The 23578-nt window shown below is 65.1% G+C and carries 19 protein-coding genes; 9 read left to right on the top strand and 10 right to left on the bottom strand.

What is annotated here, in order from left to right; all coding sequences use genetic code 11:
- Window positions 1–81 precede the first annotated feature (81 nt).
- The 5 genes from J2X54_RS04225 to J2X54_RS04205 all read left to right on the top strand — a co-directional run bounded on the left by J2X54_RS04225 (window position 82) and on the right by J2X54_RS04205 (window position 5832).
- Window positions 82–711 (top strand): TetR/AcrR family transcriptional regulator, encoded by a 630-nt coding sequence (locus J2X54_RS04225; protein WP_310178204.1) that lies wholly within the window; start codon window positions 82–84, stop codon window positions 709–711.
- 69 nt (window positions 712–780) lie between these two features.
- Window positions 781–1938 carry an iron-containing alcohol dehydrogenase gene (locus tag J2X54_RS04220; protein ID WP_310178202.1) on the top strand — a complete coding sequence of 386 codons (1158 nt, stop codon included), beginning with the start codon at window positions 781–783 and terminating at the stop codon, window positions 1936–1938.
- A gap of 42 nt (window positions 1939–1980) precedes the next feature.
- Window positions 1981–2658: a type 1 glutamine amidotransferase domain-containing protein gene (locus J2X54_RS04215; protein WP_070248436.1), complete on the top strand. Its 678-nt coding sequence runs from the start codon at window positions 1981–1983 to the stop codon at window positions 2656–2658.
- A gap of 153 nt (window positions 2659–2811) precedes the next feature.
- Complete coding sequence (locus J2X54_RS04210; protein ID WP_310178199.1) at window positions 2812–3114, top strand: PsiF family protein; 303 nt, start codon at window positions 2812–2814, stop codon at window positions 3112–3114.
- Between the two features lie 168 nt (window positions 3115–3282).
- Entirely contained in the window at window positions 3283–5832 is a 2550-nt protein-coding gene (locus J2X54_RS04205; RefSeq protein ID WP_310178196.1) for a chemotaxis protein CheW, read from the top strand.
- Here J2X54_RS04205 and J2X54_RS04200 read toward each other — a convergent pair.
- Entirely contained in the window at window positions 5809–7125 is a 1317-nt protein-coding gene (locus J2X54_RS04200; RefSeq protein ID WP_070248431.1) for an MFS transporter, read from the bottom strand. The genes J2X54_RS04205 and J2X54_RS04200 overlap by 24 nt on opposite strands.
- 222 nt (window positions 7126–7347) lie before the next feature.
- Here J2X54_RS04200 and J2X54_RS04195 point away from each other — a divergent pair, with 222 nt between their 5' ends.
- A complete protein-coding gene (locus J2X54_RS04195) occupies window positions 7348–7974 on the top strand; it encodes a GIN domain-containing protein (RefSeq protein ID WP_070248429.1) in 627 nt (208 codons plus the stop codon).
- A gap of 56 nt (window positions 7975–8030) precedes the next feature.
- Complete coding sequence (locus J2X54_RS04190) at window positions 8031–9944, top strand: EAL domain-containing protein (RefSeq protein ID WP_310178191.1); 1914 nt, start codon at window positions 8031–8033, stop codon at window positions 9942–9944.
- Here J2X54_RS04190 and J2X54_RS04185 read toward each other — a convergent pair.
- On the bottom strand, window positions 9928–10800 hold the full coding sequence (locus J2X54_RS04185; RefSeq protein WP_310178188.1) for a head GIN domain-containing protein: 873 nt from the start codon (window positions 10798–10800) through the stop codon (window positions 9928–9930). The genes J2X54_RS04190 and J2X54_RS04185 overlap by 17 nt on opposite strands.
- Before the next feature lie 137 nt (window positions 10801–10937).
- On the opposite strand from J2X54_RS04185, the gene J2X54_RS04180 reads away from it, so the two are divergent.
- A complete protein-coding gene (locus tag J2X54_RS04180; RefSeq protein ID WP_404990882.1) occupies window positions 10938–11279 on the top strand; it encodes a nucleotide pyrophosphohydrolase in 342 nt (113 codons plus the stop codon).
- A 52-nt stretch (window positions 11280–11331) separates the two neighbouring features.
- On the opposite strand, the gene J2X54_RS04175 is transcribed toward J2X54_RS04180, so the two are convergent.
- The 8 genes from J2X54_RS04175 to J2X54_RS04140 form a co-directional block, all read right to left on the bottom strand.
- Window positions 11332–12213, bottom strand: a complete 882-nt coding sequence (locus J2X54_RS04175; RefSeq protein WP_310178185.1) for an alpha/beta hydrolase — start codon at window positions 12211–12213, stop codon at window positions 11332–11334.
- Window positions 12214–12334: 121 nt separating this feature from the next.
- On the bottom strand, window positions 12335–14806 hold the full coding sequence (locus tag J2X54_RS04170) for a TonB-dependent receptor (protein WP_310178183.1): 2472 nt from the start codon (window positions 14804–14806) through the stop codon (window positions 12335–12337).
- 54 nt (window positions 14807–14860) lie between these two features.
- Window positions 14861–15370 carry a RidA family protein gene (locus J2X54_RS04165; RefSeq protein ID WP_070248422.1) on the bottom strand — a complete coding sequence of 170 codons (510 nt, stop codon included), beginning with the start codon at window positions 15368–15370 and terminating at the stop codon, window positions 14861–14863.
- Window positions 15371–15387: 17 nt separating this feature from the next.
- Window positions 15388–15846, bottom strand: a complete 459-nt coding sequence (locus tag J2X54_RS04160) for a cytochrome c (protein WP_229255341.1) — start codon at window positions 15844–15846, stop codon at window positions 15388–15390.
- On the bottom strand, window positions 15804–17411 hold the full coding sequence (locus J2X54_RS04155; protein ID WP_310178180.1) for a flavin monoamine oxidase family protein: 1608 nt from the start codon (window positions 17409–17411) through the stop codon (window positions 15804–15806). Before J2X54_RS04155 ends, J2X54_RS04160 begins: the two co-directional genes overlap by 43 nt.
- Before the next feature lie 346 nt (window positions 17412–17757).
- The gene (locus tag J2X54_RS04150; protein ID WP_310178178.1) at window positions 17758–19647 is read right to left on the bottom strand and encodes a Mu transposase C-terminal domain-containing protein; all 1890 of its coding nucleotides are present in this window, start codon (window positions 19645–19647) and stop codon (window positions 17758–17760) included.
- On the bottom strand, window positions 19647–19784 hold the full coding sequence (locus tag J2X54_RS04145; RefSeq protein ID WP_167359063.1) for a hypothetical protein: 138 nt from the start codon (window positions 19782–19784) through the stop codon (window positions 19647–19649). The genes J2X54_RS04150 and J2X54_RS04145 overlap by 1 nt, the downstream gene beginning before the upstream one ends.
- A gap of 267 nt (window positions 19785–20051) precedes the next feature.
- On the bottom strand, window positions 20052–22355 hold the full coding sequence (locus tag J2X54_RS04140; RefSeq protein WP_310178175.1) for a DEAD/DEAH box helicase: 2304 nt from the start codon (window positions 22353–22355) through the stop codon (window positions 20052–20054).
- A gap of 180 nt (window positions 22356–22535) precedes the next feature.
- Between J2X54_RS04140 and J2X54_RS04135 the strand changes: the two genes are divergently transcribed.
- Window positions 22536–23555 (top strand): alpha/beta hydrolase, encoded by a 1020-nt coding sequence (locus J2X54_RS04135; RefSeq protein ID WP_310178172.1) that lies wholly within the window; start codon window positions 22536–22538, stop codon window positions 23553–23555.
- Window positions 23556–23578 lie beyond the last annotated feature (23 nt).

The following is a 23578-nucleotide window of genomic DNA, read 5'->3' as shown; positions in this document are numbered from 1 at the left end:
TGAGTTCGTGTCTAAATGTCGGCACTGACCCCGAAGTGGAAAATACTAGACGACTGGTCTAATTGTGCTATTATACGTTTCATGAAAGCCGAATACACCGACGTCCGCCAGCACATCCTCGATCAGGGGAAGGCCATTATTACGCGCAAGGGTTTTGCCGGCGTGGGGCTGAACGAGATCCTGACCGCAGCTGACGTGCCCAAGGGTTCCTTCTACCATTACTTCAAGTCGAAGGAACTGTTCGGCGAGGCGCTGCTGGACGATTACGTGGCGCAGTACCTGGTGCACATGGATGGCCTGCTTGAGCAAGCGGACAAACTGGCCGCGCCGTGCCTGATGGCCTACTGGGACAGCTGGTTCAGCGACGCCACCGCAAGCCCGGACAGCTGCAATTGCCGCTGCCTGGTGGTCAAGCTCAGCAGCGAGGTGGCCGATATGTCGGAGCCCATGCGTGTAGCGCTGCGCGATGGCACCGACCATATCATCGCCCGCCTGGCATTGGCCATCGAACGCGGCGCGGCGGACGATTCGCTGCCGGCCGTGGCAGATGCTGCCGATGCTGCCCAGCTGGCGCAAACGCTGTACCAGCTCTGGCTGGGCGCGGCCATGCTCACCAAGCTGCGGCGCGAGCCGAGCGCCCTGAATTCGGCCTGGCACGCCACGTTGGACCTGCTGCAACTGGCGCCAGCAATGTATCCCCTGCGCGGATGACCTCGTCCGCGTTTTTTTGAGACAGAATCTAGACGACCAGTCTAATAATTTCTATATTAAGGAGCAACAATGAACAACTTCGACTTCCATAATCCGACCAAGATCGTCTTCGGCGCCGACACCGTCGGCAAACTCTCCACTCTGGTGCCCAATGACGCCCGCGTACTGATCCTGTTCGGCGGCGCCAGTGCCGAAAAAACCGGCACACTGGCCGAAGTACGCACTGCCCTCGGTGAGCGCACCGTGCGCGAGTTCGGCGGCATCGAACCGAATCCCAGCTACGAAACCCTGATGCGCGCCGTCCACGTGGTGCGTGAAGAAAAAATCGATTTCCTGCTGGCGGTTGGCGGCGGCTCCGTGATCGACGGCACCAAGTTCGTTGCGGCCGCCGCGCTGTACGACGGCGAGCCATGGGAAATCGCCCAACAGGGCGGCGCCAACGTGCAACGCGCCCTGCCGTTCGGCTCGGTGCTGACCTTGCCGGCGACCGGCTCCGAAATGAACAACGGCGGCGTGGTCACCCACAAGGCCACCCAGTCCAAGCTGGCCTTCCGCAGCGCGCTGCTGTTCCCGGCGTTTTCGATCCTCGATCCGCGCAAAACCTTTACCTTGCCCACCAACCAGGTCGCCAACGGCCTGGTCGACGCCTTCGTCCACACCACCGAGCAATACCTGACCTACCCGGTCAACGCCAAGGTGCAGGACCGCTTTGCCGAAGGCTTGCTGCAAACCCTGGTGGAAATCGCCCCGCAAGCGGTGGCCACGCCGGACGACTACGAAACCCGCGCCAACCTGATGTGGACGGCCACCCTGGCCCTGAATGGCCTGATCGGCGCCGGCGTGCCGCAGGACTGGGCCACCCACATGATCGGCCATGAGCTGACCGCGCTGTACGACATCGACCATGCCCGCACCCTGGCGCTGGTGCTGCCCGCCCTGCTGGACGTACAGCGCGAGCAAAAGCGCGGCAAGCTGCTACAGTTTGGCGAACGCGTGTGGGGCATTACCGACGGCACCGACGACGAGCGCATCGACGCCGCCATCGCCCGCACCCGCGCCTTTTTCGAGGGCCTGGGCATTCCAACCCGCCTGTCCGCCTACCAGCTGGGCGAGGAAGCCGTGGAAGCGGTTCTCAAACAACTGCAGACGCACGGCATGACCGCGCTGGGCGAGCACCGCGATATCGACCTGGCGCGCAGCCGCAAGATTTTGCAAGCAGCACTCTGATCCCGATCCACCCACCCATCCACTAACGACTAAGGACACACAATGAACATCCTCATGGTACTGACCTCGCACGACCAACTGGGCGACACCGGCAAAAAAACCGGCTTCTGGCTGGAAGAATTCGCTGCGCCGTATTACACGCTGAAAAACGCCGGCGCCAACCTGACGGTGGTCTCGCCAGCTGGCGGCCAGCCGCCGCTCGACCCGAAAAGCGACGAACCCGATGCCCAGACCGAAGCGACCAAGCGCTTCAAGGCCGATCCGGACGCGCAAGCCGTGCTGGCCAACACCGGCAAGCTCGCTGACGTGAAAGCGGCAGACTTCGACGCCGTGTTCTACCCGGGCGGCCACGGCCCGCTGTGGGACCTGGCCGAAAGCCGCGATTCGATCAACCTGATCGAAACCATGATCGCCGCCGGCAAACCGGTGGCCACCGTGTGCCACGCACCGGGCGTGCTGCGCCACGTGAAAGCACCGGACGGCTCGCCGCTGGTCAAGGGCAAAAAGGTCACCGGCTTTACCAACACCGAGGAAGAAGCGGTGGGGCTGACCAAGATCGTGCCATTCCTGGTGGAGGACATGCTCAAGCAAAACGGCGGCGACTACTCGAAAGTGGGCGACTGGCAGTCGTATGCGATTACCGACGGCATCCTGGTAACCGGCCAGAATCCGGCCTCGTCGGAAGCTGCCGCGGAAGCGCTGCTCAAGCTGCTGGCCTGACCGGTCGCCCGGCAACCGCCAAACCAATACACAAAACTGACAGTCAGCTACTCGCGGCCTGGAACTAACAATGTTTTGCCAGGTAAATCCAGCAGGGGTATAGTGCTCTGGCGACATATCCCTGTTGCACGTCCTTTATAAGCGAGGTCACCCATGAAGAAGCTGTTCTTTGCCGGCATGCTGCTGGCGTTTGGCAGTGCGGCGTTTGCTGCTGAGCCCACCGCCCAGCAAAACAAGATGAAAACCTGTAATGCCGAAGCCACTGGCAAGAAAGGCGATGAGCGCAAGGCTTTCATGAAGCAGTGCCTGAGTGCCAAGCCGGCGCCAGCGGTTGCCGCCGAGCCGGAAATTCCGCTGACCCAGCAAAACAAGATGAAAAAATGTAATAACGACGCCGTCGGCAAAAAAGGCGACGAACGCAAAGTCTTCATGAAGGCCTGCCTGAGCGCCAGGTAAGCGATAATCTTTCACCAACACCAACCAACTGTGCCACCCCACGCAACCAGCGCCGGGTGGCGTTTTTTTTGTGCCAAAAATTACCATGCTGGCATAAGAATTGCTTGAGATATACTTTTTGTGATCGAACCACAAGTAATGAACGCAAATACTTTAACGCGTTCGGACATGTTTCTACCCTACATGCCGGACGTTGCCCGCTGCGAGCTGTCGCTGCGAGAACTCAACCAGATGTGGCAACTGATCGAGTCGTCCGCCAAGATGAACTGCCCAGCGGAGGCGCGCCTGCTGCTGCCTGCGATGGTGGCCACGCGCACCGGTTTCGCGCACCTGGAACAGGCATTGATCGCCAACCTGGTGCAGGAGAAGGTCAACCAGGTGCTGGCCAACCTGGGTACCCAGGCCCGTTACGCCATCGACATCCTGGTGCGCAACCTGTTCGAGCGCACCGCCGACGTGGGCTTTCTCGCCACCGACGCCGACCTGTGCAGCTTTGTTGCCGGCGACGACCACGCGGGCGCCAGCTTGGACACCGTGCGCCGGCGCCTGGCGGCCTACCGCGACAAGTACACCGTGTATGACGAAATCCTGCTGCTCGACACTGCCGGCCGGGTGCTGGTGCAGGCCGACATGGCCACACCGGTGGCGCGCAGCGTCGATCCGCTGCTGGCAGCCACCCTGGCCACCGACGGCTACGTGGAGACCTTCCGCACCACCGACCTGCGGCCCGGCAAGCCGCGCGCGCTGGTGTACTCGCACCGCATGCGCGACCCGCAGAGCGGCGAGGTGGTCGGGGTGCTATGCCTGTGCTTCAATTTCGAGCAGGAGATGGACGCCATCTTCGCCGCCTACCGCGATCCGTCGCACCGCGCCAACATGCTGCTGCTCGACGCCGACAACCGCGTGGTCAGCAGCGCCGATCCGCTCTGGATCCCGGCCGGCGTGCCGGTACCGGTCAACCCGGACGGCAGCGCACGCCCGCTGCTGTTCGGCGGCCGCGAATACCTGGTGCAAACCTTCGGCTGCAACGGCTACCAGGGTTACCCCGGCCCTGCCGGCTGGAAAGCGCAATTGATGGTGCCGCTGGACCTGGCCTTCCGCAACGGCGGCGTTGATGCCATCGCGGGCGTCGATGCGCAACTGGTGCAGGGACTGCTGTCGCATGCGCAGGCTTTCAGCCCGCCGCTGCACGAGCTGATGACCGCCGTCACGCGCACGACGCGCACCATCGGCCGCATCGTCTGGAACGGCAAGGTCACCAGTCACGCTGAAGACAACCGAGGCGGCGCCGCTGGTGCCGGCAGCAGCCGCCTCAACACCATCCTCGACCAGATCAGCGGCACCGGAGCGCGCAGCGACGCGCTGTTCTCGCGCTCGATCCGCGACCTGTACCAGACCGTGCTGGCGGCCAGCGTCGGCCAGGCCGAACTGACTTCGCAACTGCTGGTCGATATGCTGGACCGCAACCTGTACGAGCGTGCCAACGATTGCCGCTGGTGGGCGCTCACCGCCCAGCTGCGGCGCGGCCTGGCCGAGGGCGACGCCGCCGCTGCCGCCATGGGCGCCGTGCTGGCCCAGATCAACCGCCTGTACACCGTGTACGCGCGGCTGTTCGTGTACGACCGCCAGGGACGCATCCTGGCCGCCACCGGTGCCCAGCCGCTGCCACGCACCCACGTCGATGCCGACACCCTGGGCCACGTCTGCGCGCTGCGCAGCGAACTCGATCACCACGTCGAACTGTTCGCGCCATCGGCCCTGTACGACGGCGCGCCCACCTTCATCTACCACGCCGCCATCCGCCACCCTGAGCAGGCCAGCGTGGTGGGCGGCATTGGCGTGGTGTTCGATGCGGGACCGGAGCTGGCCAACATGCTGCACAGCGGCGTGGCGGGACGGCGCAATATGCAGGCGTACTTCATCACGCCCGAGCGGCAGGTGCTGGCCAGCACCGACGCCGCCCATCCCCCGGGCGCCACGCTGGCGCTGAAGGCAGAGCAACTGGCCGCGCTGCTGGCGGCTTCCGATCACAACGGTCGTGGCAGCGGCTCGGTGATCATGGAGCACGACGGCCAGTACGTGATCGCGGCCTGCTCGCGCGCGGCCGGCTACCGCGAGTTTCGCGCCCATGCTGGCGTGGAGCAGCCGGTGCTGGCGCTGCTGCTGGAGTCGTTCGGGCCGGTGCGCGATCGGCGCGAGCTGGCGGCGCTGGGCGCGCAGGCGATGCAGGTGGAATCGGCGCAAGGCATGCAGGAAGCAGGGACTGGAACCGACTACGCCATCTTCCACGCCGGCCGGGCGCTGATGGCACTGCCGGCGCGGTCGATCCAGGAGGCAGTGCCGTTCGCCCGCGTGCAGCGCGCGGCGGGCAACAACCGGGCGCGGGTGGGCATGCTCGACGTGGCGCCGGGCGGCGGCAGCAAGCAGTTCGTGTGGGTGTTCGACCTGGCGCTGCTGGCCACCGGCCGCGCCGCCGTCGTCACCGACAACAGCCAGGTAATGCTGGTCAGGCTCAGCACCAGCACCTGCGCCGGCACCATCGGCCTGCTGGTGGACGACCTGCACTCGGTGCAGCAGTTTGCCGACGACGCGCTGACCGCCTCGCCCATGGGCACCGATGCCCAGGCGCTGGCGCCGCGCCTGATCAAGGCCAACGGCGGCAACCTGCTGATCGAGGAAATCGACCTGGAGCGGCTAGCTGTTCGGCTGCGCGTGTAGATTGCCCTTGCGGCGGTACAGCATCAGCGTCGCCAGCAGCCCGCACACGGCGGCAAAAGTGAGCCACCAGCCCGGCGCGCTCTTGTCGCCGGTCGCCTCGATCAAGCCGGTGGCCACCGCCGGCGTAAAGCCGCCGAAGATCGCCGTGGCCAGGCTATAGGCCAGCGAGAAGCCCACGGTACGTACTTCCACCGGCATCACTTCGGTGAGCGCCACCACCATGGCGCCGTTGTAGCTGGCGTACAGGAACGACAGCCACAATTCCACTTCCAGCATGCGGGTAAAGCTCGGCGCCTGCACCAGCCAGTGCAGCGCCGGCCAGGCGGTGAGGATGGCCAGCACGGTGCAGCCGATCAGCAGCGGACGGCGGCCCACGCGGTCGGACAGCGCCCCCATCACCGGCAGCCAGATGAAGTTCGACACGCCCACGCACAGCGTGACCAGCAGCGCCGCGCTGGTCGTCAGGTGCAGCACGGTTTTACCGAAGGTGGGCGTGTACACGGTAATCAGGTAGAACGACACGGTGGTCATCGACACCAGCATCATGCCGGCGATAATCAGACCCCAGTTGGCCAGCATCGAGCGAAAGATCTCGCGCAGCTCGGGGCGGTGCTTGCGGTTCTTGAATTCCTCGGTCTCCTGCAACGAGCGGCGGATCATGAACAGCACCGGCACGATCATGCAGCCCACGAAGAACGGCAGGCGCCAGCCCCACTCGGCCACCTGGGTGGGCGCGAGCAACTGGTTCAGGCCGAAGCCCAGGGCGGCGGCAACCACGATCGCCACCTGCTGGCTGGCAGACTGCCAGCTCACGTAAAAACCCTTGCGTCCCGGCGGCGCCATTTCGGCCAGGTACACCGACACGCCGCCCAGCTCCACGCCGGCCGAAAAGCCCTGCAACAGGCGGCCGGTGAGCACCAGCAGCGGCGCGGCGTAACCGATGGTGGCGTAGCCGGGAACGCAGGCGATCAGCAAGGTGCCGGCCGCCATCAGCGCCAGGGTGACGATCAGGCCCTTGCGGCGGCCCACGCGGTCGACATAGGCGCCGAGGATGATGGCGCCCAGCGGCCGCATCAGGAAGCCGGCGCCGAAGGTCATGAAGGTCATCATCAGCGATGCCATCTCGTCGCCAGCCGGGAAGAAGGCGGCGGCGATGGCGTTGGCGTAGAAGCCGAACAGGAAGAAATCGAACATCTCCATGAAATTGCCGCTGACAACGCGGAACACGGTGCCAGCGCGCGATTGCACGACGGGCGCTGGCTGGTGCGGGAGACTGGAAGGAATGGCTGACATGGCTACCTCGGGTTTGCAAATGGAGTGGCGGACTGTATCACCCCATTATAGATATTCCATTTGTAAAGTAAATCGGTAGTTTCCCTGCCTTTGGCGCGGGTGGCTTGCATAATCCGTATCCATGCTGCAACACATCGGGGGATTCACAATGATTTGTCGCCGCCGGCGCGGTGCGCCAGTAAAATCGACCATGTTTAAAAATGCAATCTGATCGAGGAACCCATGCGCCGCCTTCTGTTCGCCACCCTGTTCGCCGCCGCCCTGCCCTGGTCGGCAACCGCCGCCGAATCCGTCCGCCAGGTGGCGCCGTTCATCGCGGTCAATGCAAAAGGCGCGTTCGCCATGACGGTCGAAGCGGGCAAGACGCAGTCGGTCAGGATCTCCGGCGAAGATGCATTCGTGGCCGCACTCGAGACGCGCGTGGTGGACAATGAACTGCAAATCACCGTCAACGGCAAGCAGCCCAAGAACAACAAGGGCGATGCGCGCGTGACCATCACCCTGCCGTCGCTCAGCCGGGTCAAGGTGGAAGGCGCGGGCGAAACCATCATTACCGGCGTGGCCAGCGACCGGCTCGACGTGGGCTACCTGGGCGCCGGCCGGCTCAGCGCCAGCGGCAAGGTCAAATACCTGCGCCTCAATGCCAAGGGCGTGGGCGAAGTCGATACCAAGGCCTTGCACGCCGAGCGCGTGGATGTCAATTTCAGCGGCGTGGGCGATGTCAGCGTGTACGCCAGCGACACCGTCAACGCGGTGGCCAAGGGCATGGGCTCGCTGACCTACTACGGCAAGCCGAAGACCATCAACAAGTCGGTATCGGGCATCGGCAACGTCAGCGCCGGCGACTGATCCGACCGTAGTGCTAGCGGTAACGCGATAAAACAATAAACAATACCGGGGGCAGCGTGGCTGAAGCAAACGACATCGCCCACTGGCGCGCGCGGATCTTTGCGCGGCTGCTGCAAGTGGTATTTGTGCTCGGCCTGTTGACGGCAGTGCCCAGCGCCCTGCTGGCCGCCAATGCCGGCTTGTGGTCGGTCGCCATCATGGACTGCATTGCAGTGGCATGGATCGGCGCCATCCTGGTACTGCGGCGCGTGGCATACACCATCCGCGTGGCCCACTTCCTGACCGTGGCGTTCATGGTCGGCGCGGGCCTGATGCTCAAGGTGGGGGCGGTCAGCCAGATCTACCTGATGGCCGTGCCGGTGCTGGCGGCGCTGCTGCTCGGCATGTGGCCCGCGATCTGGATCCTGCTGTTGACCGGCATGACGGTGCTGCTGCTCAGTATCGAGCCGGAGGTACCGATGGTTATCGCCGGCATGCCAGACTACGGCCTGCTCAAGGCGGCCATCCTGGCGCTCAACTTCATGTTCATGACGTCCATCCTCACGCTGTGCTGCGCAGTGCTGTTGAAGCAGCTGGCCAGTTCGTTCGACGAATTGCGCCTGCACTCGGAAGACAACCACCGGCTGGCGTTCTTCGACGTGCTCACCGGCCTGCCCAACCGCCGCCTGCTGATGGACCGCATCGACCAGTTGCTGGCCAGCTCGCAGCGGGGCGGCACCTTCAGCGCCGTGATGTTCGTCGATCTCGACCGCTTCAAGACCATCAACGACGCGCGCGGCCACGCCGTCGGCGACGCCGTGCTGTGCCAGGCCGCCGCGCGGCTGGAACAAACGGTGCGCAAGGCCGACACGGTGGCGCGCATTGGCGGCGATGAATTCGTGGTGCTGCTCGGCCACCTGGCGGACGACCTGGCTACCGCATCGCAGGCGGCGCGGCTGGTGGCCGAAAAAATCCGCGCAGCCCTGGGCCAGGATGTCGAGATCGACGGCCAGCGATATCGCTGCACGGCCAGCATCGGCGTCACCATGCTGCCCCGCCGCTGCAATGATGGCAGCACAGGTGCACGCGCAGACCAGAGCGCGCTCGACCTGCTGCGCGAAGCCGATACCGCGATGTACCGCGCCAAGTCCGGGGGCCGCGACGGCGTCGCATTTTTCGAGGCGCCGATGCAGGCGGCAGTGGAGCAGCGGCTGTCGATGGAGCGCGAGCTGGCGGCGGCGCTGGCCGGCGGCGCGCTGCGCATGGTGGTGCAGCCGCAGGTGGACCGCCAGGGCCGCGTGGTCGGCGCCGAGATGCTGATGCGCTGGCCGCAGCCCGACGGCAGCATGGTGCCGCCCAATGTATTCATCCCGGTGGCCGAGGAATCGGGCCTGATCCTGGCGCTGGGCGCGTGGGCCATGCGCCAGGCCTGCGAAAGCGTGCTGCTGCTGGCGCGCGCCGGCGTGCCGTTGCCGCTGTCGGTCAATGTCAGTCCCAGCCAGTTCCGCCAGCCCGATTTTGTGGAACAGGTGCGCGGCGTGCTGACCGACACCGGCGCCCCGGCCTCGATGCTGGTGCTGGAAGTGACCGAGGGCGTACTGATCGACCACATGGCCGACACCATCGCGCGCATGCGGCAACTGGCCGCACTGGGCCTGCGTTTTTCGATCGACGATTTCGGCACCGGCTATTCGAGCCTGGCCTACCTGCGCCAGATGCCGCTCTATGAACTCAAGATCGACCGCAGCTTCATCATGGATACGCCGGGCGACGCCGGCAGCGTGGCGCTGGTGCAGGCCATCCTGGCCATGGCCGGCCACCTGGGGCTGAAGGTGGTGGCCGAGGGCGTGGAAACGCGTGAGCAGGCCGACTTTTTGATCGGCCACGATTGCGCCTGCATGCAGGGCTACCTGTTCGGGCGGCCGATGCCGCTGGCGGCGCTGATCGCGCTGCTGCCACCCGCCGCAGTATCCGTTACTGCACCACGGTGATACGCTTGCCGCTGACGCTGCGCTGCGCCGGATTGCCATAGACCGTGATACTGCCCGAGCCGTTGCTGCCCGCCACCAGCGAGCCGCTAGCGGTGGCTGTCGCGCTGCCCGAACCGTTGGTGAAGATATCGGCATCGCGAGCGGACAGGCCTGCCAGGTCGGCGCTGCCCGAGCCGCTCAGGCGCACCCGCAGCCGTTCCACGCTGCCGCTGGCGGTGGCGCTGCCAGAACCGCGCAACTCGAGTCCCAGCGACTGCCCGTGCAGGCGGCCCAGCTGCAGCCGCCCGGAGCCGTTCAGGGTGGCGTCGGTGGTGACGCTGTCGAGGGCATTGGCGTTCATGCTGCCCGACCCGTTGAGGCGCACATCGAAGCGGTCGACCCGGCCAGCGATCTCGACCTCGCGCGAGCCGTTAAGACGCAGCTGGAAGTCGCCGCCATTCAGACCGGTCACCTGCAGGCGCCCCGAGCCATTTGCCTCGGCCTGGCGCAAGCGTGGCAAAGTGAGCGTGACCCGCAGCGGGTTGGAAGAGCGCACGCTGCCCTCGGTCCGCAAGCGCAGGGTACCGCCGCTGGCATCGGTGATCAGCAGCGGCAGCAGGTTGCTGTCGCCCTCCACCGTCAACGACGGCGCCTGCCCCACCCGCACCGTCACGACCATCGAACCGCTGATGTCGATGCCATCGACACTGGCGCTGACGGCGCGCTGCTCGGTCAGCACCTGGCCATTGCCCTGCACCGCATTGCTGCTGAACGCGGACTTGATCTGGGCATTGCCATCCTCGGGCACGACGATCACGGCGCAGCCGGCGATCAGGGCGAGGACAAGGGCGGAAGAAGAAAAGGCGAGACGGCGCATGGCGGAGTTCCTGGTCAGTGGTGATGTTGCCACTGTAGCCAGAATGTCCGGCGACGGTGCTGGCGATGCGACGAACGGTAAAATTCGTGGCCTGAACCGCGTTTTGCCGCCTTGCCCGGAGTGCTACCATGGCGGCCATGAACACTCCTCCCGACAGCCTGGCGCACCTGCGCGCCCTCACCCGCCAGTTCGCCCAAGACCGCGACTGGGCGCCGTTCCACACGCCGAAGAACCTGGCCATGGCGCTGTCGGTCGAGGTGGCCGAGCTGGTCGAGCATTTCCAGTGGCTGCCCACCGGCGTGGACGCCGAACTCGACGACGCCGCCCGCCTGGGCATCCGCCACGAGCTGGCCGACGTGCTGCTCTACCTGGTGCAACTGGCCGACCAGGCCGGCGTGGACCTGCACGCGGCGGCGCTGGAAAAGATCGCGCTCAATGCGGTGAAGTACCCGCCGCCCCCGGGCGCTGTTTACCCCTGAGACCCGTGGGGTCGGACCCCGTCCGGGGTCCGACCCCGGACGGCCTTGCGGGTTAGTTCGCCGGCATGCCCAGCGCCTTGCGTATCTCGGCGCCCACGATATGCCACGCCGCCGACGTGCTCGACACTTCGTCATAATGGCTGGCCCCCGGCAGCAGCACCACGTCGGCCGCATCGCCGGCAGCACGCGCGCGCCGGGCGTAGTCCTCGCCCGCGCGCGGTGGTGCGATGGTATCGAGTTCGCCGTGGATCAGCACCGTGCGCACGCCGGCCGGCAGCAGTTCGGCCGGCGAGGTGTCGGCATACACGTCCGGGCGGGTAGCGCTGGGCAAGCCGGCCAGTTGTTCGGTGCTGCGGTCGCAGCTGGTCTGGATCAGCTTTGCCTCGTTGCGCAAATCGGCCAGGCCGCCCAGGCTGATCACCACCGGTACCGGCAGCGGATCGGCCACGTACAACGGGCTCGATGTGGGCAACCGCGCGCGCGATCCGGCCCACTGCGCCAGGTGGCCGCCGGCCGAATGCCCGACCAGCACCACGCGCGCCAGGTCCAGCTGGTACTGCGGCGCCAGCGTGCGCAGGCGGTCCATGGCGGTGGCCACGTCCTGGTACATGCCGGGATAGCCTCCGCCGTCCTCGTCGTAGCGGCGGTATTCGATATTCCACACGGCGACGCCCTGCGCGGCCAGCGCGCCGGCCATGTTGCGCATCTGGACGATGCCGCCGAACTGCTTGGTCCAGCAGCCGCCGTGGATGATGGCCGCCACCGGGTGCGGTCCCGGTCCGGCGGGTGCGAACAGCTCGGCGAACTGGGAGGGCGCTGCGCCGTAGGCGATGTGCGCGGTGGGGGCCGGGCCGCTCAAGGCCAGGTAGTGATCGAGCGACATCGGCGTGGTGACGATGGCGGCGGCCAGCAAGGTGGTGGCGGTGATACTCATGGTGGGCGTGCTCCGGATGGGAAGCGGCCATGCTACACCATCGGTCCAACCCGCACAGCGAAAAAAGGGGTCGGACCCGGATGGGTCCGACCCCGCGAGGGACGGCAGTGCGGACTACAAGTTAGAACTTGTAGTTGGCGCGCGCGTAGTAGTAGCCGCCGTTGATGCCGAACGGCGAGAACGATGGCAGCACCGTGACGGCGGCGTTGTCGAGCGCCGCGCGCTGGTCGGCCAGCAGCGCCGGGTTGATGCCGTTCGGGTACAGGTTGAACAGGTTGTTCGCGCCCACCGCCACCGACCACGCGTTGTCGATCTTGTAGCCCACTTCGAGATCGGTGATGGCGCGCATCTTGATCTCGTTCTTGTGATACACGGCGCCGTCTTCACTGTCGTAGTTGTTCGACTTGCCGTAGATCGCTTCGCGCAGGTTGACGGTCCAGTTACCGATCTTCCACAGCGCGCCCAGGTTCACGCGCATTTTCGGCGAAGCCGTCTCCAGGTTGGAAATGGAAGTCTTGTCGAGCAGCGTTTGCGGCATCAGCTGGGTGGGCGCCTGGTTAATCTGGGTCACTTCCACCTTGTTGTAGTTGGCGGCGATCGACCAGTCCACGCGGCCGTAGGTGCCATAGCTTTCGTTGAGGGTGGCGACGAACTCCATGCCCCGGCTGCGGGTGTTGACCGCGTTCGAGAAGATGTTGATGCCGGTCTGGCTGACGGTGCTGTCGAGCACATTGCCGTTGGCCAGGATCGCCGACACCACCGCCGGCGAGTTGATCGCGCCACCGGAACCGTACAAGGCGCCGGAACCGACGATGCGGTCGCGGATCTTGATCTGGTACACGTCCACCGTCACATTGAGGTTGCTGGCGGGGTTGAACACCAGGCCGAAACTGAGGTTGTTCGACTTCTCGGGCTTGAGGCCATTCACACCCACCAGGCGGGCGCCCGGCGAATTGGGCGCCAGCTGCACGAACGCGCTGGTCGGGCCGACGTTGGTAGCCGAGTAGTACGATTCGGCCAGGGTCGGCGCGCGGAAGCCGTTACTGATGGTGCCGCGCACGGCTGCCGTCGGCGTCATTTCGTAGCGCGAGGTGAGCTTGCCCACGCGGGCGCTGCCAAAATCGCTGAAGTGCTCGTAGCGACCGGCCAGGTCGACCGTCAGGTCTTTCACCGGGTTGCCGGCGATGTTGACGTAAGCGGCCTTGTTGGTGCGGCGGTGCTTGCCGGCGTCGGTCAGCGAGAAGCCCGGATACGACTGCGAGCCTTCCTTGTAGCGCGAGGCCGGATCGCCCGCCTGGATTTCATACTGGTCGACGCGGTATTCGAGGCCGGTGGCAAACGTCAGCGGCTTGCTCCAGCCTACCTCGATCTCACGGCTCGCTTCGAGCGTGGTGGTAGTCTGGGTGGCGACGAAGGCGCCGGCCGAGAACTCGGTCGGCGAGGCGCCGGTGTCCGCGAACAGGGAGGCATTGACCGAATCTTCCACACCGATGCGCGACTTGTCGCGGCCATAGGTGGTGCTGATGTCGGTGTTCCAGTCGGCCAGCTTGCCCTTGACGCCGATGGTCAGCGCCACATCGTCCTGCTTGATCGCCTCTTTCGGCGAGAAGCCCTGCGGGTACAGGCCCGGCACGCGGTTGGGCAGGCGGTAGTTTTCGTAGGCGCTCGCTTCCTTGCGGCCGGCGGTCAGGATCGAGTACAGCTGGCTGTTGGCGTCGATGTCCCAGCCGAAGTTGGCTGCCAAAACATTGAGGTGATATGCGGCGTCGCCCTGGATCTTGTTCAGGTACGGGTAGCCGGAAATTTGCGTCATGCCGGGGATGTTGGCGACGTTGCGCGGATCGACCAGGCGCGGGTCGATGCCGCCACGGTCGCTGTGGCCATGGTATTTCGAATCCACGGTCACGCTCAGGTACGCGTTCTCGAACGGTTCAACGCCGAAGTTGACGGCGCCGCTGGCGCTGCGTCCACCACCATCCCAATAGCCGCCGCCGGTGACCGTCGCATTGCCGCCCCGGTTGTTCGACTTGAGGATGATGTTGATCACGCCGGCGATGGCGTCGGAGCCGTATTGGGCGGCAGCGCCGTCCTGCAGCACTTCGATATGGTCGATCGCGGCGACCGGGATGTAGTTCAGGTCGGCCGCTGCGCCGCCCTGGTATGGCCCGCCCAGCACGGCCAGGTTGGCGGTGCCGTGGCGGCGCTTGCCGTTGATGAGCACCAGCGTGTTATTCGGGGACAGGCCGCGCAGGCGCGCCGACAGCGTCAGGTTTGCGGTGTCGCCGCCGAAGGCCTGGGCCGTGAACGACGGCAGGTTTTGCGCCAGCGCCTGGATCAGGTCCGGCTGGCCGGTGCGCTGCAGCGAAGCGGCGTCCAGTACCTGGATCGGCGAGGCGCTGTTTTCGGCTTTCATGCCGCTCGAGCGGGTGCCGGTGACGATGACCGAGGCGGTCGCGGCGACTTCGGTCGGTGCGACCGCCGCTGCAGCGACTTCGGCTTCAGCTTCGGCCGGTGCAGCGTAGGCAGAGGCGGCGCCAAACGCCAGGGTGGACAGGACGGCGGCAACGCCGATCTTGAGAGTGGTCTTGTGCATATTTTTAAATCCCCATTTTTGGAAAAAATTACAAAGTAAGACCTGCTACGCTTATTATTTTTTTGCGGCGACCACTTCGATTTCCACCAGCCAGCCAGGGTTGCTCAGCCCCGCCACCTGCACCACGGCGCGTGCCGGCAAATTGGGCTGGGCACCGCCGAAGTACTGGGTGTAGGCTTCCATGAAGCCCTTGGTATCGGCCTTGCCGCCCTTGGCCGGATCGCCCACCAGGAACACCTGCATCTTGACCACGTCGGACATTTGCAGCTTCATGCCTTCGAGGATTTCCTTGATCTTCTTGAGCACCGTCTCGGTCTGGGCCTTGGTGTCGCCAAAGGCGGCCAGCGTGTCGCCCGGCACTTCCTTGTTCACCACCGCCGGTACCTGGCCGCTGATGAAGTGAATGGTGGCGGTCGGCGGAATGGTCACCGCCAGCGCGATCGGGAAGTCCGAGTTCGGGATCTTGTGGCGCACAATCTCGGCGGCAGGCGCGGCAGCCTGGGCGGCGCTGCACAGCAGGCCGAAGGCGATCGGGGTCAACACGGTGGCAATGATTTTTTTCATGGTTCTCTCTCGTGGTTTTAATGTTTGTTCGACATTTCGGCGGTACCGAATTGCGCCACGCCCAGCGCGGTGCGCAGCTTGTGGATTTCGTCTTCGGTCAGCGCGTCGGCCTTGTTGCCCCATTCGCCGCGCACGTAGGTGAGAATGGCGGCCAGGTCGCGGTCGCTGATGGTTTCGGAAAAGTCCGGCATGCCGCCGCGCCCCTTGAGCAGGACGCCGGCCACTTCGGCATGGTCGCCGGTAACGAACTTGCTGCCGGCCAGGGCGGGGAAAGCGCCCGGGATGCCCTTGCCGCTGGCCTGGTGGCAGGCCGCGCAGTTTTTCATGAACAGCGCCTTGCCGTCCGGGGCTTGCGCGCGCGCCGGCGCCACGGCCAGCAGCGCGGTGGCCGCCAGCGCGGCGGCGCTCATCAGGGCGGTTGTCAGCACAGGCTTCATGCGCTGGCCCTCGCGTGGATGCGGGCGATCTGCTGCCATGCCGATTCGATGGCGCCCGCCTGCCAGCCGGTCAGATAGCTCAGGTGTTCGCCGGCCAGCATGATGCGGCCCTCGCCTTCCACCAGCGTGGGGTACGCGGCGGCGCGGGTCTTGTCGGTCCACTCGGCCCAGCCACCGAGGTTGTACTGCACCCGGTGCCACGCCACGGAAAACGCGTTCTCGTATTCCTTGCGGTACTGCGGGAAGATCTTCTCGCCGGCGGCCACCGCGAATTCGGCGCGTTCGGCCGGGCTCAAGGCGCTGATCTCGATGGCGGCGGTCTGGTACTGGTAGTAGCCGAGCACCACGCCCTTCTGCTTTTGCCAGTTCGACGACGGCAGCGAGATGGTGTTAATCCCGCGCAGGTCGGTCAGCACATGGCCGCCGTAGATCTGGTCGTCCTCTTCCCAGAAGCGGCGTTTCATTTGCAGGCCGATCTTGCCCACCGGGGCGTAGGCGACGGTGGCCACGGCCTTCTTGAACTTGTCCGAAAAATCGGTATCGATCTGGCGCAGCACCGACAACGGAATCGTGCACAGGCAGTAGTCGGCGGTGACGCTGCCGGCCTTGCCGCTGGCAGTGTCCTTGAAGGCGATGGTCACGCCCTTGTCGTTCTGGCGGATGGTCTGCACTTCGGCGCGGTAACGGATCACTTTACCGAGACGCTTTTCGAACGCCTTCGGAATCGCGTCCATGCCGCCCACCGGCTGGAACATGGTGGCCTGCATCGGGAAGTCGTGCACCGCGCTGTACACATTGCCCAGCTTCGATTCGAGCAGGTCCTTGAAACCCAGCGGGTCGGACGCCTTGCCCGGTCCCGGCTCCATGCCGGCGCCCGGATAGACGGTGTAACCGCGACCGGGACGGCCACTGTAAGTCAGATCGGTGGAGGACAAATGCCCCTCGTGCACCAGGTAGTCGAGCAGCAAGCGCTGGTCGTCGGCGCTCAGGGTTTGATCGAGCTGCTTGTTCTTGATCGACTTGGCCAGCAGTTCGTCGACGTGGCCGCGCATGTCGGCCTTGACCTCCTTGATGCGCATGCGCTTGCCCGCGAACGGGCCGGCGTTTTCGGAGTACACATAAGAGTGGTCGTTTTCATTGACCATCACTTCCAGCGGCACCTCGAACAGGCGCGTGTAGTGCAGCGTGGACTGGTGGTGCAGCGGAATGCGCCACGGGCCGTGGTTGATGTACTGGCCGGCGTCGAAAGCGCAGGTCTGCTTCTCGCCACCGAGCTCGGTCAGCGCAAAGCCCTTGCGGGCGGTCTGGCAACGTCCACCGGCAAAGTCGCGCGCTTCGAGGATCTGGCATTGGTAGCCCAGTTTTCCCAGCTCGTAGGCAGCGGTGAGACCGGCCAGGCCGGCGCCCAGGATCACCACTTTTTTGCCCTTGCCGCTGCCGGTCAGTGCCGGCGGCGCCGACACGGTGGAGTTGATGCCCATGCCCCATGCATTCATGGTGGTCAACAGCAAGCTGGTGCCGCCCACCGCTGCGGCCCGGTACAGGAAGTCTCTGCGGGTAAAAGAGCTAAACGGTTTAAATGGTTTTACTGTTTTGCTTTGCATCTGCTTTCCTCGACTTTGTGCTGAAAAAACCCTGGAGTCACTAGCGTCTCCGTAGTCCTCTTCATAGCAAGCAGCGTGCCATATTGGAAAGCCAAATAAACATCATTCGCCGCCAAAGCGAGCCTTGTTCTGCAACGCCTGCCGCATCGAACAAAGTTTTTTCGGTAGCGCATTGCGGCCGCTTGCAGCACGTCGCAGAGCGCGTCCGGCGACAAACTTTATTCACCTGAAACAGACTTTATTTGTGGCGATGCGGGTTACCGAAAAGTCGTCGGTACGCGAACGCACGCACCACCAGATGGCGGTGGTGCATTGCGGTGCAAGGGATCGAAAAGGCGAAGGAGAATCAGCCGGCGAAGCTGACCAGGGCGGTAGCGCTGGTGCGGATGATGGCATCCGCCGGTGCACTGGTTGCAGCAGCGGGCGGCAAGTGCGCCATTTCCGCTGCGCTCAGCTGGCGGCGCACGCCGGTGGCGTCGGCCAGGTGGCAGGCGTGGAACTGCATCGGCGCGGCGGCGTCGAGCAGGTAGACGGTATCGAGGTTGGACGGATCGTGCGCCACCCTCACCTGCCAGCCGCCGCGCTGGCGCACGCGCTCGTACCAGCGCTCCTGCACGGCGCGCGCGCAGGTATAGCTGCTGTTGGCGAACGCGATGCCGTCGCAGCTCACCATGGCAGTGGCCACCGGCATCAGGCTGCACCGCACCAGGTGCTCCGGATAGGTCTTGAGCGCCCCGCCGCGGTGCTCCACGCCCCAGTCCCACAGGGTCGCCGGTGCCGCCGTATCCGGCGCAGGCTGGCGGTGGTTGTAGTACAGGATGCAGTCGATGACGATACGGGTGAACTGCGCCACATCGAGCACGCCGTCGAGCCGGCACGGCGCACCAACCACCAGAGCGTTGGCTCCGTTGGCGGCATGGGCCACCTCGGGCGCCAGCAGCCGGAAGCGCCGCGCCAGCACTTCCTGCCAGTCCCCGGGTCCGTGGTCGGCGGTCACGCAGCGCAGGTTGAAGTTGGTGCGCAGCGTGCCGCCGTCGCCCCACTCGGCGCCGGCCAGCGCGGCCAGCGGTGCGGCCACGAACAACGTGTCGGGCAGATGGCGGCCGGGCCACTGGCCGGCCTCGATGCGGCGGCCGTACTGCTGGCTGTAACGCTGCTTGTCGGCGGCGCAGTTGGCCAGCGCCAGCATCGCCTGCGGCCAGTTGGCCGGTCCCAGGCCCACGTGCACGCCGGTGATCAGGCGGCTGTAATCATCCTGCACCACGTAAATATGAGGACGGCCGATGGCCTGCTCGCGGTCGGCGCGCGACACCAGCTGCACGTCGGCGCGCATGGCGTCGAGCTGGTAGCTGGCCCCGGGGCGGCCGGGGGCCGACAGCGCTGTGGCGCGCAGCGCAGGTGCAGCGTCGGCCATGATGCCGCTGCCGGCCCGGGAACCACTACCGCTGCTGCGGCGCGCCACTTCCGGCGGGCGGTCGTCGTCGTGGTCGAGCCAGTAATTGAACTGGCCGAAGGTGGGCAGCATGGCGGCGCGCCGTTGCGGCGCGGTCTGCACCCGGCCGCTCACGGGGTCGATGCGGCGTTCGATGAAGAACTCGTCGAGCATTTGCTGGTAGGCGCCCAGGCGCGAGAACTTGTCGTGGCTGGCCGCATAGCGGGCGATCGCCACCCGGAAGATGCGGCGAATGTCCTCGTCGGCGTTCAGGCCCGGGCCGTCGTCGGCGCCGTTCTTGCGCGGCCGGCCGCGCTTGACGCCTTCCGACGATTGGCGCACCTTGCCCTTGCCCCCGGAATTGCAGTAGTCGGGCAGCAGCGCATTGGGGGTTTGCCCGCGCTGCCAGTAGCGGCGCAGGTAGCGGTAAATGGTGGGGTGCGACACCTGGTGTTCGGCGGTGGCGCGGGCGATCATCTGGCCGCGCTGGCGCGCATCGTAAATGTCGGGCTCCTGCGCCACCAGCGGCGCGATGATGTCCCAGGCGCGCGCGCGCAGCTGCAGGTATTTGGGCGGCAGCATTTCCTGGCTGACCACCATCAGGTAGGGATCGGCCGGCAGCACGCTGGCCCGGCCATCCCGCAAGTCGGCGAGCAACGCCGGCAACTGAACCAGTTCCACCTCGGCCGAGCGCGCCGCTACGTCATACACGTAAGCGTGTCGCTGGCCGGGGTCGATCCACAACACGCGGACGGTGCGCGCCGATGGCTGCGGGTAGTGCAGCAGATCGTTGCGCAGTAACATCAGAGATCCTTGCGCGACATGGTGAATGGCCGGGTATCGATCATGATGATGTTCGTCCCCGCATCGCTGTGTTGCCGCAACAGCGGCGGCTTGATCGCATCGACAAAGGTATTCCACAGCTTACTGAATGGCGTCATGGCTAAGCTCCGGTTCAACGACTTGTCTCCAGGTTGAGGCGCGTCAAGCGCACCGTTTATCACATTTGTGCCAAGTCATCATGCAATAAGCGGGCCACCCCGCGTTCTCCTATGAGAACACTTTGCCAACATCGCGCCAGGCACCACGTTTGCACTTTCACAAGCTTTTTCTTGGTGCAGCGCAGCACCGTAGATGTGCGGAAATAATCTGCGGAAATAGAAAAAGGGCCTTGCGGCCCTTTCATGGTGTTCTGCGTGACGACAGGATCAGTATTTCTTGCCCGGCGCCGGTTTCTTTTTCGGCGCGGCCGCTTTGGGCGGCGTCGATTTGCCCGACTCCGGCGGCATGCGGTCCACCTGGCTGATCTTCAGCTGCGAACCACCGACCCAGACCTTGCCCAGGCTCTTGAACAGCTCGTTCGGCATGCCGTCCGGCAGTTCCAGCATCGAATACGTGTCGAAGATCTCGATGCGGCCGATCAGGCGCGCTTCCAGGCCGGTCTCGTTGGCGATGGCGCCGACGATGTTGGCCGGGGTGACGGCGTTGACGCTGCCCACTTCCACGCGGAAAGCGCTCATCGGCAAGGTGGCCTTGGCTGGCTTGTCCTTTTTCTTTTTCGGTGCTTCGTCGTCGAACTCGCTGGCGGCAGCGGCCACGGTGCGCGACAGTGGCGACGCGGCAGGACCAGCGGCGGCGGCCGGCGCAGGCTTGGCGGCGCGGGCCAGGGTGGCGCGCGGAGCCGGCGCCGATGCCGGCGCTGGCGCCGACGGTGCCGACGGCGCAGCGGCAGCGGCACCGGAAGAAGGCGCACCACCGCTGTCACGGCTGATGCGCAACTGCTGGCCTGCTACCTTGATGCCGGCCAGGTGGTCGAGCACGTCGCCAGCGAGGTCGCTCGGCATGTCCAGCACGCTGTAGTCGTCGTAGATTTCGATGCGGCCGATGTTCTTCGAGTCGATACCGCCTTCGTTGGCGATGGCGCCCACGATATTGCCCGGCTTGACGCCGTGCTGGTAGCCCACTTCGATGCGGAAGGTTTCCATGCCGGCGTCCGGGGCACGCACGATGCGTTCCTTTTTCGGGAAGCGCTCGCTGCGGTCCGGGCGTTCGCCACGGTCGGGACGGTCGCCGCGATCGAAGCGGTCACTGCGGTCGCCACGGTCAAAACGGTCGCCGCGTTCGGGGCGGTCGAAGCTGCTGGTAGCGCGGGCCGGGCGCTCTTCCCACTGGGTGACCTGCTTTTTGTCGAGCAGCAGCGGCACGTCGCCACGGGCCATCTTGGCCAGGGCGGCGGCGATTTCGATCGCCGGCACGTTCTGTTCGCGTTCGAAGTCTTCGATCAGCGACTGGAACTGTTCCAGCTCGCCCTGCGCCAGGGTTTCGGTAATCTGCTGCTTGAACTTGGCGATGCGCACGTCGTTGACAGCCTGGATGGTCGGCAGTTCGAGCATGTCGATCGGCTGGCGCGTGGCGCGCTCGATCATTTTCAGCAGGCCTTTTTCGCGCGGCGTGATGAACAGGATCGCCTCGCCGCTGCGGCCGGCGCGGCCGGTGCGGCCGATACGGTGGGTATAGCTTTCCGGATCGTGCGGCACATCGTAGTTGACCACGTGGCTGATGCGTTCCACGTCCAGTCCGCGCGCGGCGACGTCGGTGGCGACCAGGATGTCGATCTTGCCTTCCTTGAGCTGGGCGATGGTGCGTTCGCGCTGCGCCTGCTGGATGTCGCCGTTGATCGCTGCGGCCGAGAAGCCGCGCGCCTGCAGCTTCTGCGCCAGCTCCTCGGTACCGAGCTTGGTGCGCGAGAAGATGATCATGCCGTCGAAATCTTCGGCTTCCAGGATGCGGGTCAGCGCGTCGAGCTTGTGCATGCCCGAGACCAGCCAGTAGCGCTGGCGGATGTTTTCGTTGGTGCCGGTTTTGGCAGCAACGGTGACTTCCTTCGGATTGCGCAGGTAGGTGTTGGCGATGCGGCGGATGGCCGACGGCATGGTGGCCGAGAACAGCGCGGTCTGGCGCGTGGCCGGGGTCTCCTGCAGGATGCGTTCGACGTCGTCGATAAAGCCCATGCGCAGCATTTCGTCGGCTTCGTCGAGCACCAGGGTTTTGAGCTTGGAGATGTCGAGCGAACCCTTGTCCAGGTGGTCGATCACGCGGCCCGGGGTGCCGACGATGACGTGCACGCCACGGCGCAAGGCCGACAATTGCGGGCCGTAGCTCTGGCCACCGTAAATCGGCAGCACGTGGAAGCCGGGAATGTGGGCGGCGTAGGTCTGGAACGCTTCGGCGACCTGGATCGCCAGTTCGCGGGTTGGGGCCAGCACCAGCGCCTGCGGCGAGGTTTGACGAATGTCGATGCGCGACAGGATCGGCAGCGCGAAAGCGGCGGTCTTGCCGGTACCGGTTTGGGCCTGGCCCAGCACGTCCTGGTTATCGAGCAGCAGCGGAATGGTGGCGGCCTGGATCGGCGACGGGGTTTCGTAACCGACGTCCTTGAGCGAGCGGATCAGCGGCTCGCTCAGGTTCAGGTCGGAAAACAGGGTAATCGGGGAGGTGGGGGTGTCAGACATGGCGTCACTCACAAGTATGTTCGAATCGCCTAATTGCGAAAGAAATTTGTGCGTAGTTTACTCTGTCTCAGCCATTTGAGCGTTATTTTGCTTGAAAACCTGCCATTTAAGTGCCGTTTAAGGGTGGAAACCACCCCCTCGACCTATATTGTCCGCTGCCCACCATAGGAGATTGCCAACATGATTATTTCGTCCATGCCCAGGGCGCTGGCCCTGGCCACCCTGAGCCTGCCGCTGCTGGCCGCCGCCGCCAACGACCACTACAGCTACGGCCAGCGCCTGGAAGGCTTTACCTATCCGCACAAGCTCGAGCAGTTCGACTTCACGTCGCAGGGCGTCAAGCTGCAGATGGCGTACATGGACGTCGCGCCTGCGGCCAAGGGGCCCGGCGACGGCAAGACCGCCGTGCTCCTGCACGGCAAAAACTTCTGCGGCGCCACCTGGGAAGCGACCATCACCGCGTTGACCGGCGCCGGCTACCGCGTGGTCGCGCCCGACCAGGTGGGCTTTTGCGCGTCGAGCAAGCCCGAACATTACCAGTACAGCTTCCAGCAACTGGCCGCCAATACCGATGCCCTGCTCAAGCACCTGGGCGTCAAACAGTCGATCATGATCGGCCACTCGACCGGCGGCATGCTGGCCACCCGCTACGCGCTGATGTACCCGCAGGCGACGGCCAAGCTGGTGATGGTCAACCCGATCGGGCTGGAAGACTGGAAGGCGCTCGGCGTGCCGCCTCGCAGCGTCGATCAATGGAACGAGCGCGAACTGAAAACTACGGCCGACAGCATCCGCAAGTACGAGAGCAAAACCTATTACGGCGGCAAGTGGAAACCCGAGTACGAGCGCTGGGTGGACATGCTGGCCGGCCTGTCCAACGGTCCGGGCAAGCAGGTGGTGGCGTGGAATTCGGCGCTGATCTACGACATGATTTATACGCAGCCGGTGGTGTACGAGTTCCCGCTATTGAAGGTGCCCACGGTGCTCTTGATCGGCGACGCCGACACCACGGCCATCGGCGCCGACATCGCGCCGCCGGAAGTGAAAGCGAAGATCGGCAACTACAAGGTGCTGGGCAAGCAGGCGGCGAAAGCGATACCGGACAGCCGGCTGGTGGAATTCCCGGGCAAAGGACATGCGCCGCAGATGGAAGATCCGGCGATGTTTCACCAGGCGTTGCTGGAGGAGTTGAAGCGCTAGAAGGCCAAGGACCGTTAGACTGA

It is taken from the genome of Duganella sp. 3397 (genome assembly GCF_031456625.1).
GTDB lineage: Bacteria > Pseudomonadota > Gammaproteobacteria > Burkholderiales > Burkholderiaceae_D > Rugamonas > Rugamonas phyllosphaerae.
Note: the sequence above shows the minus strand (reverse complement) of the source record. Positions and strands in the feature narration are given on the sequence as shown.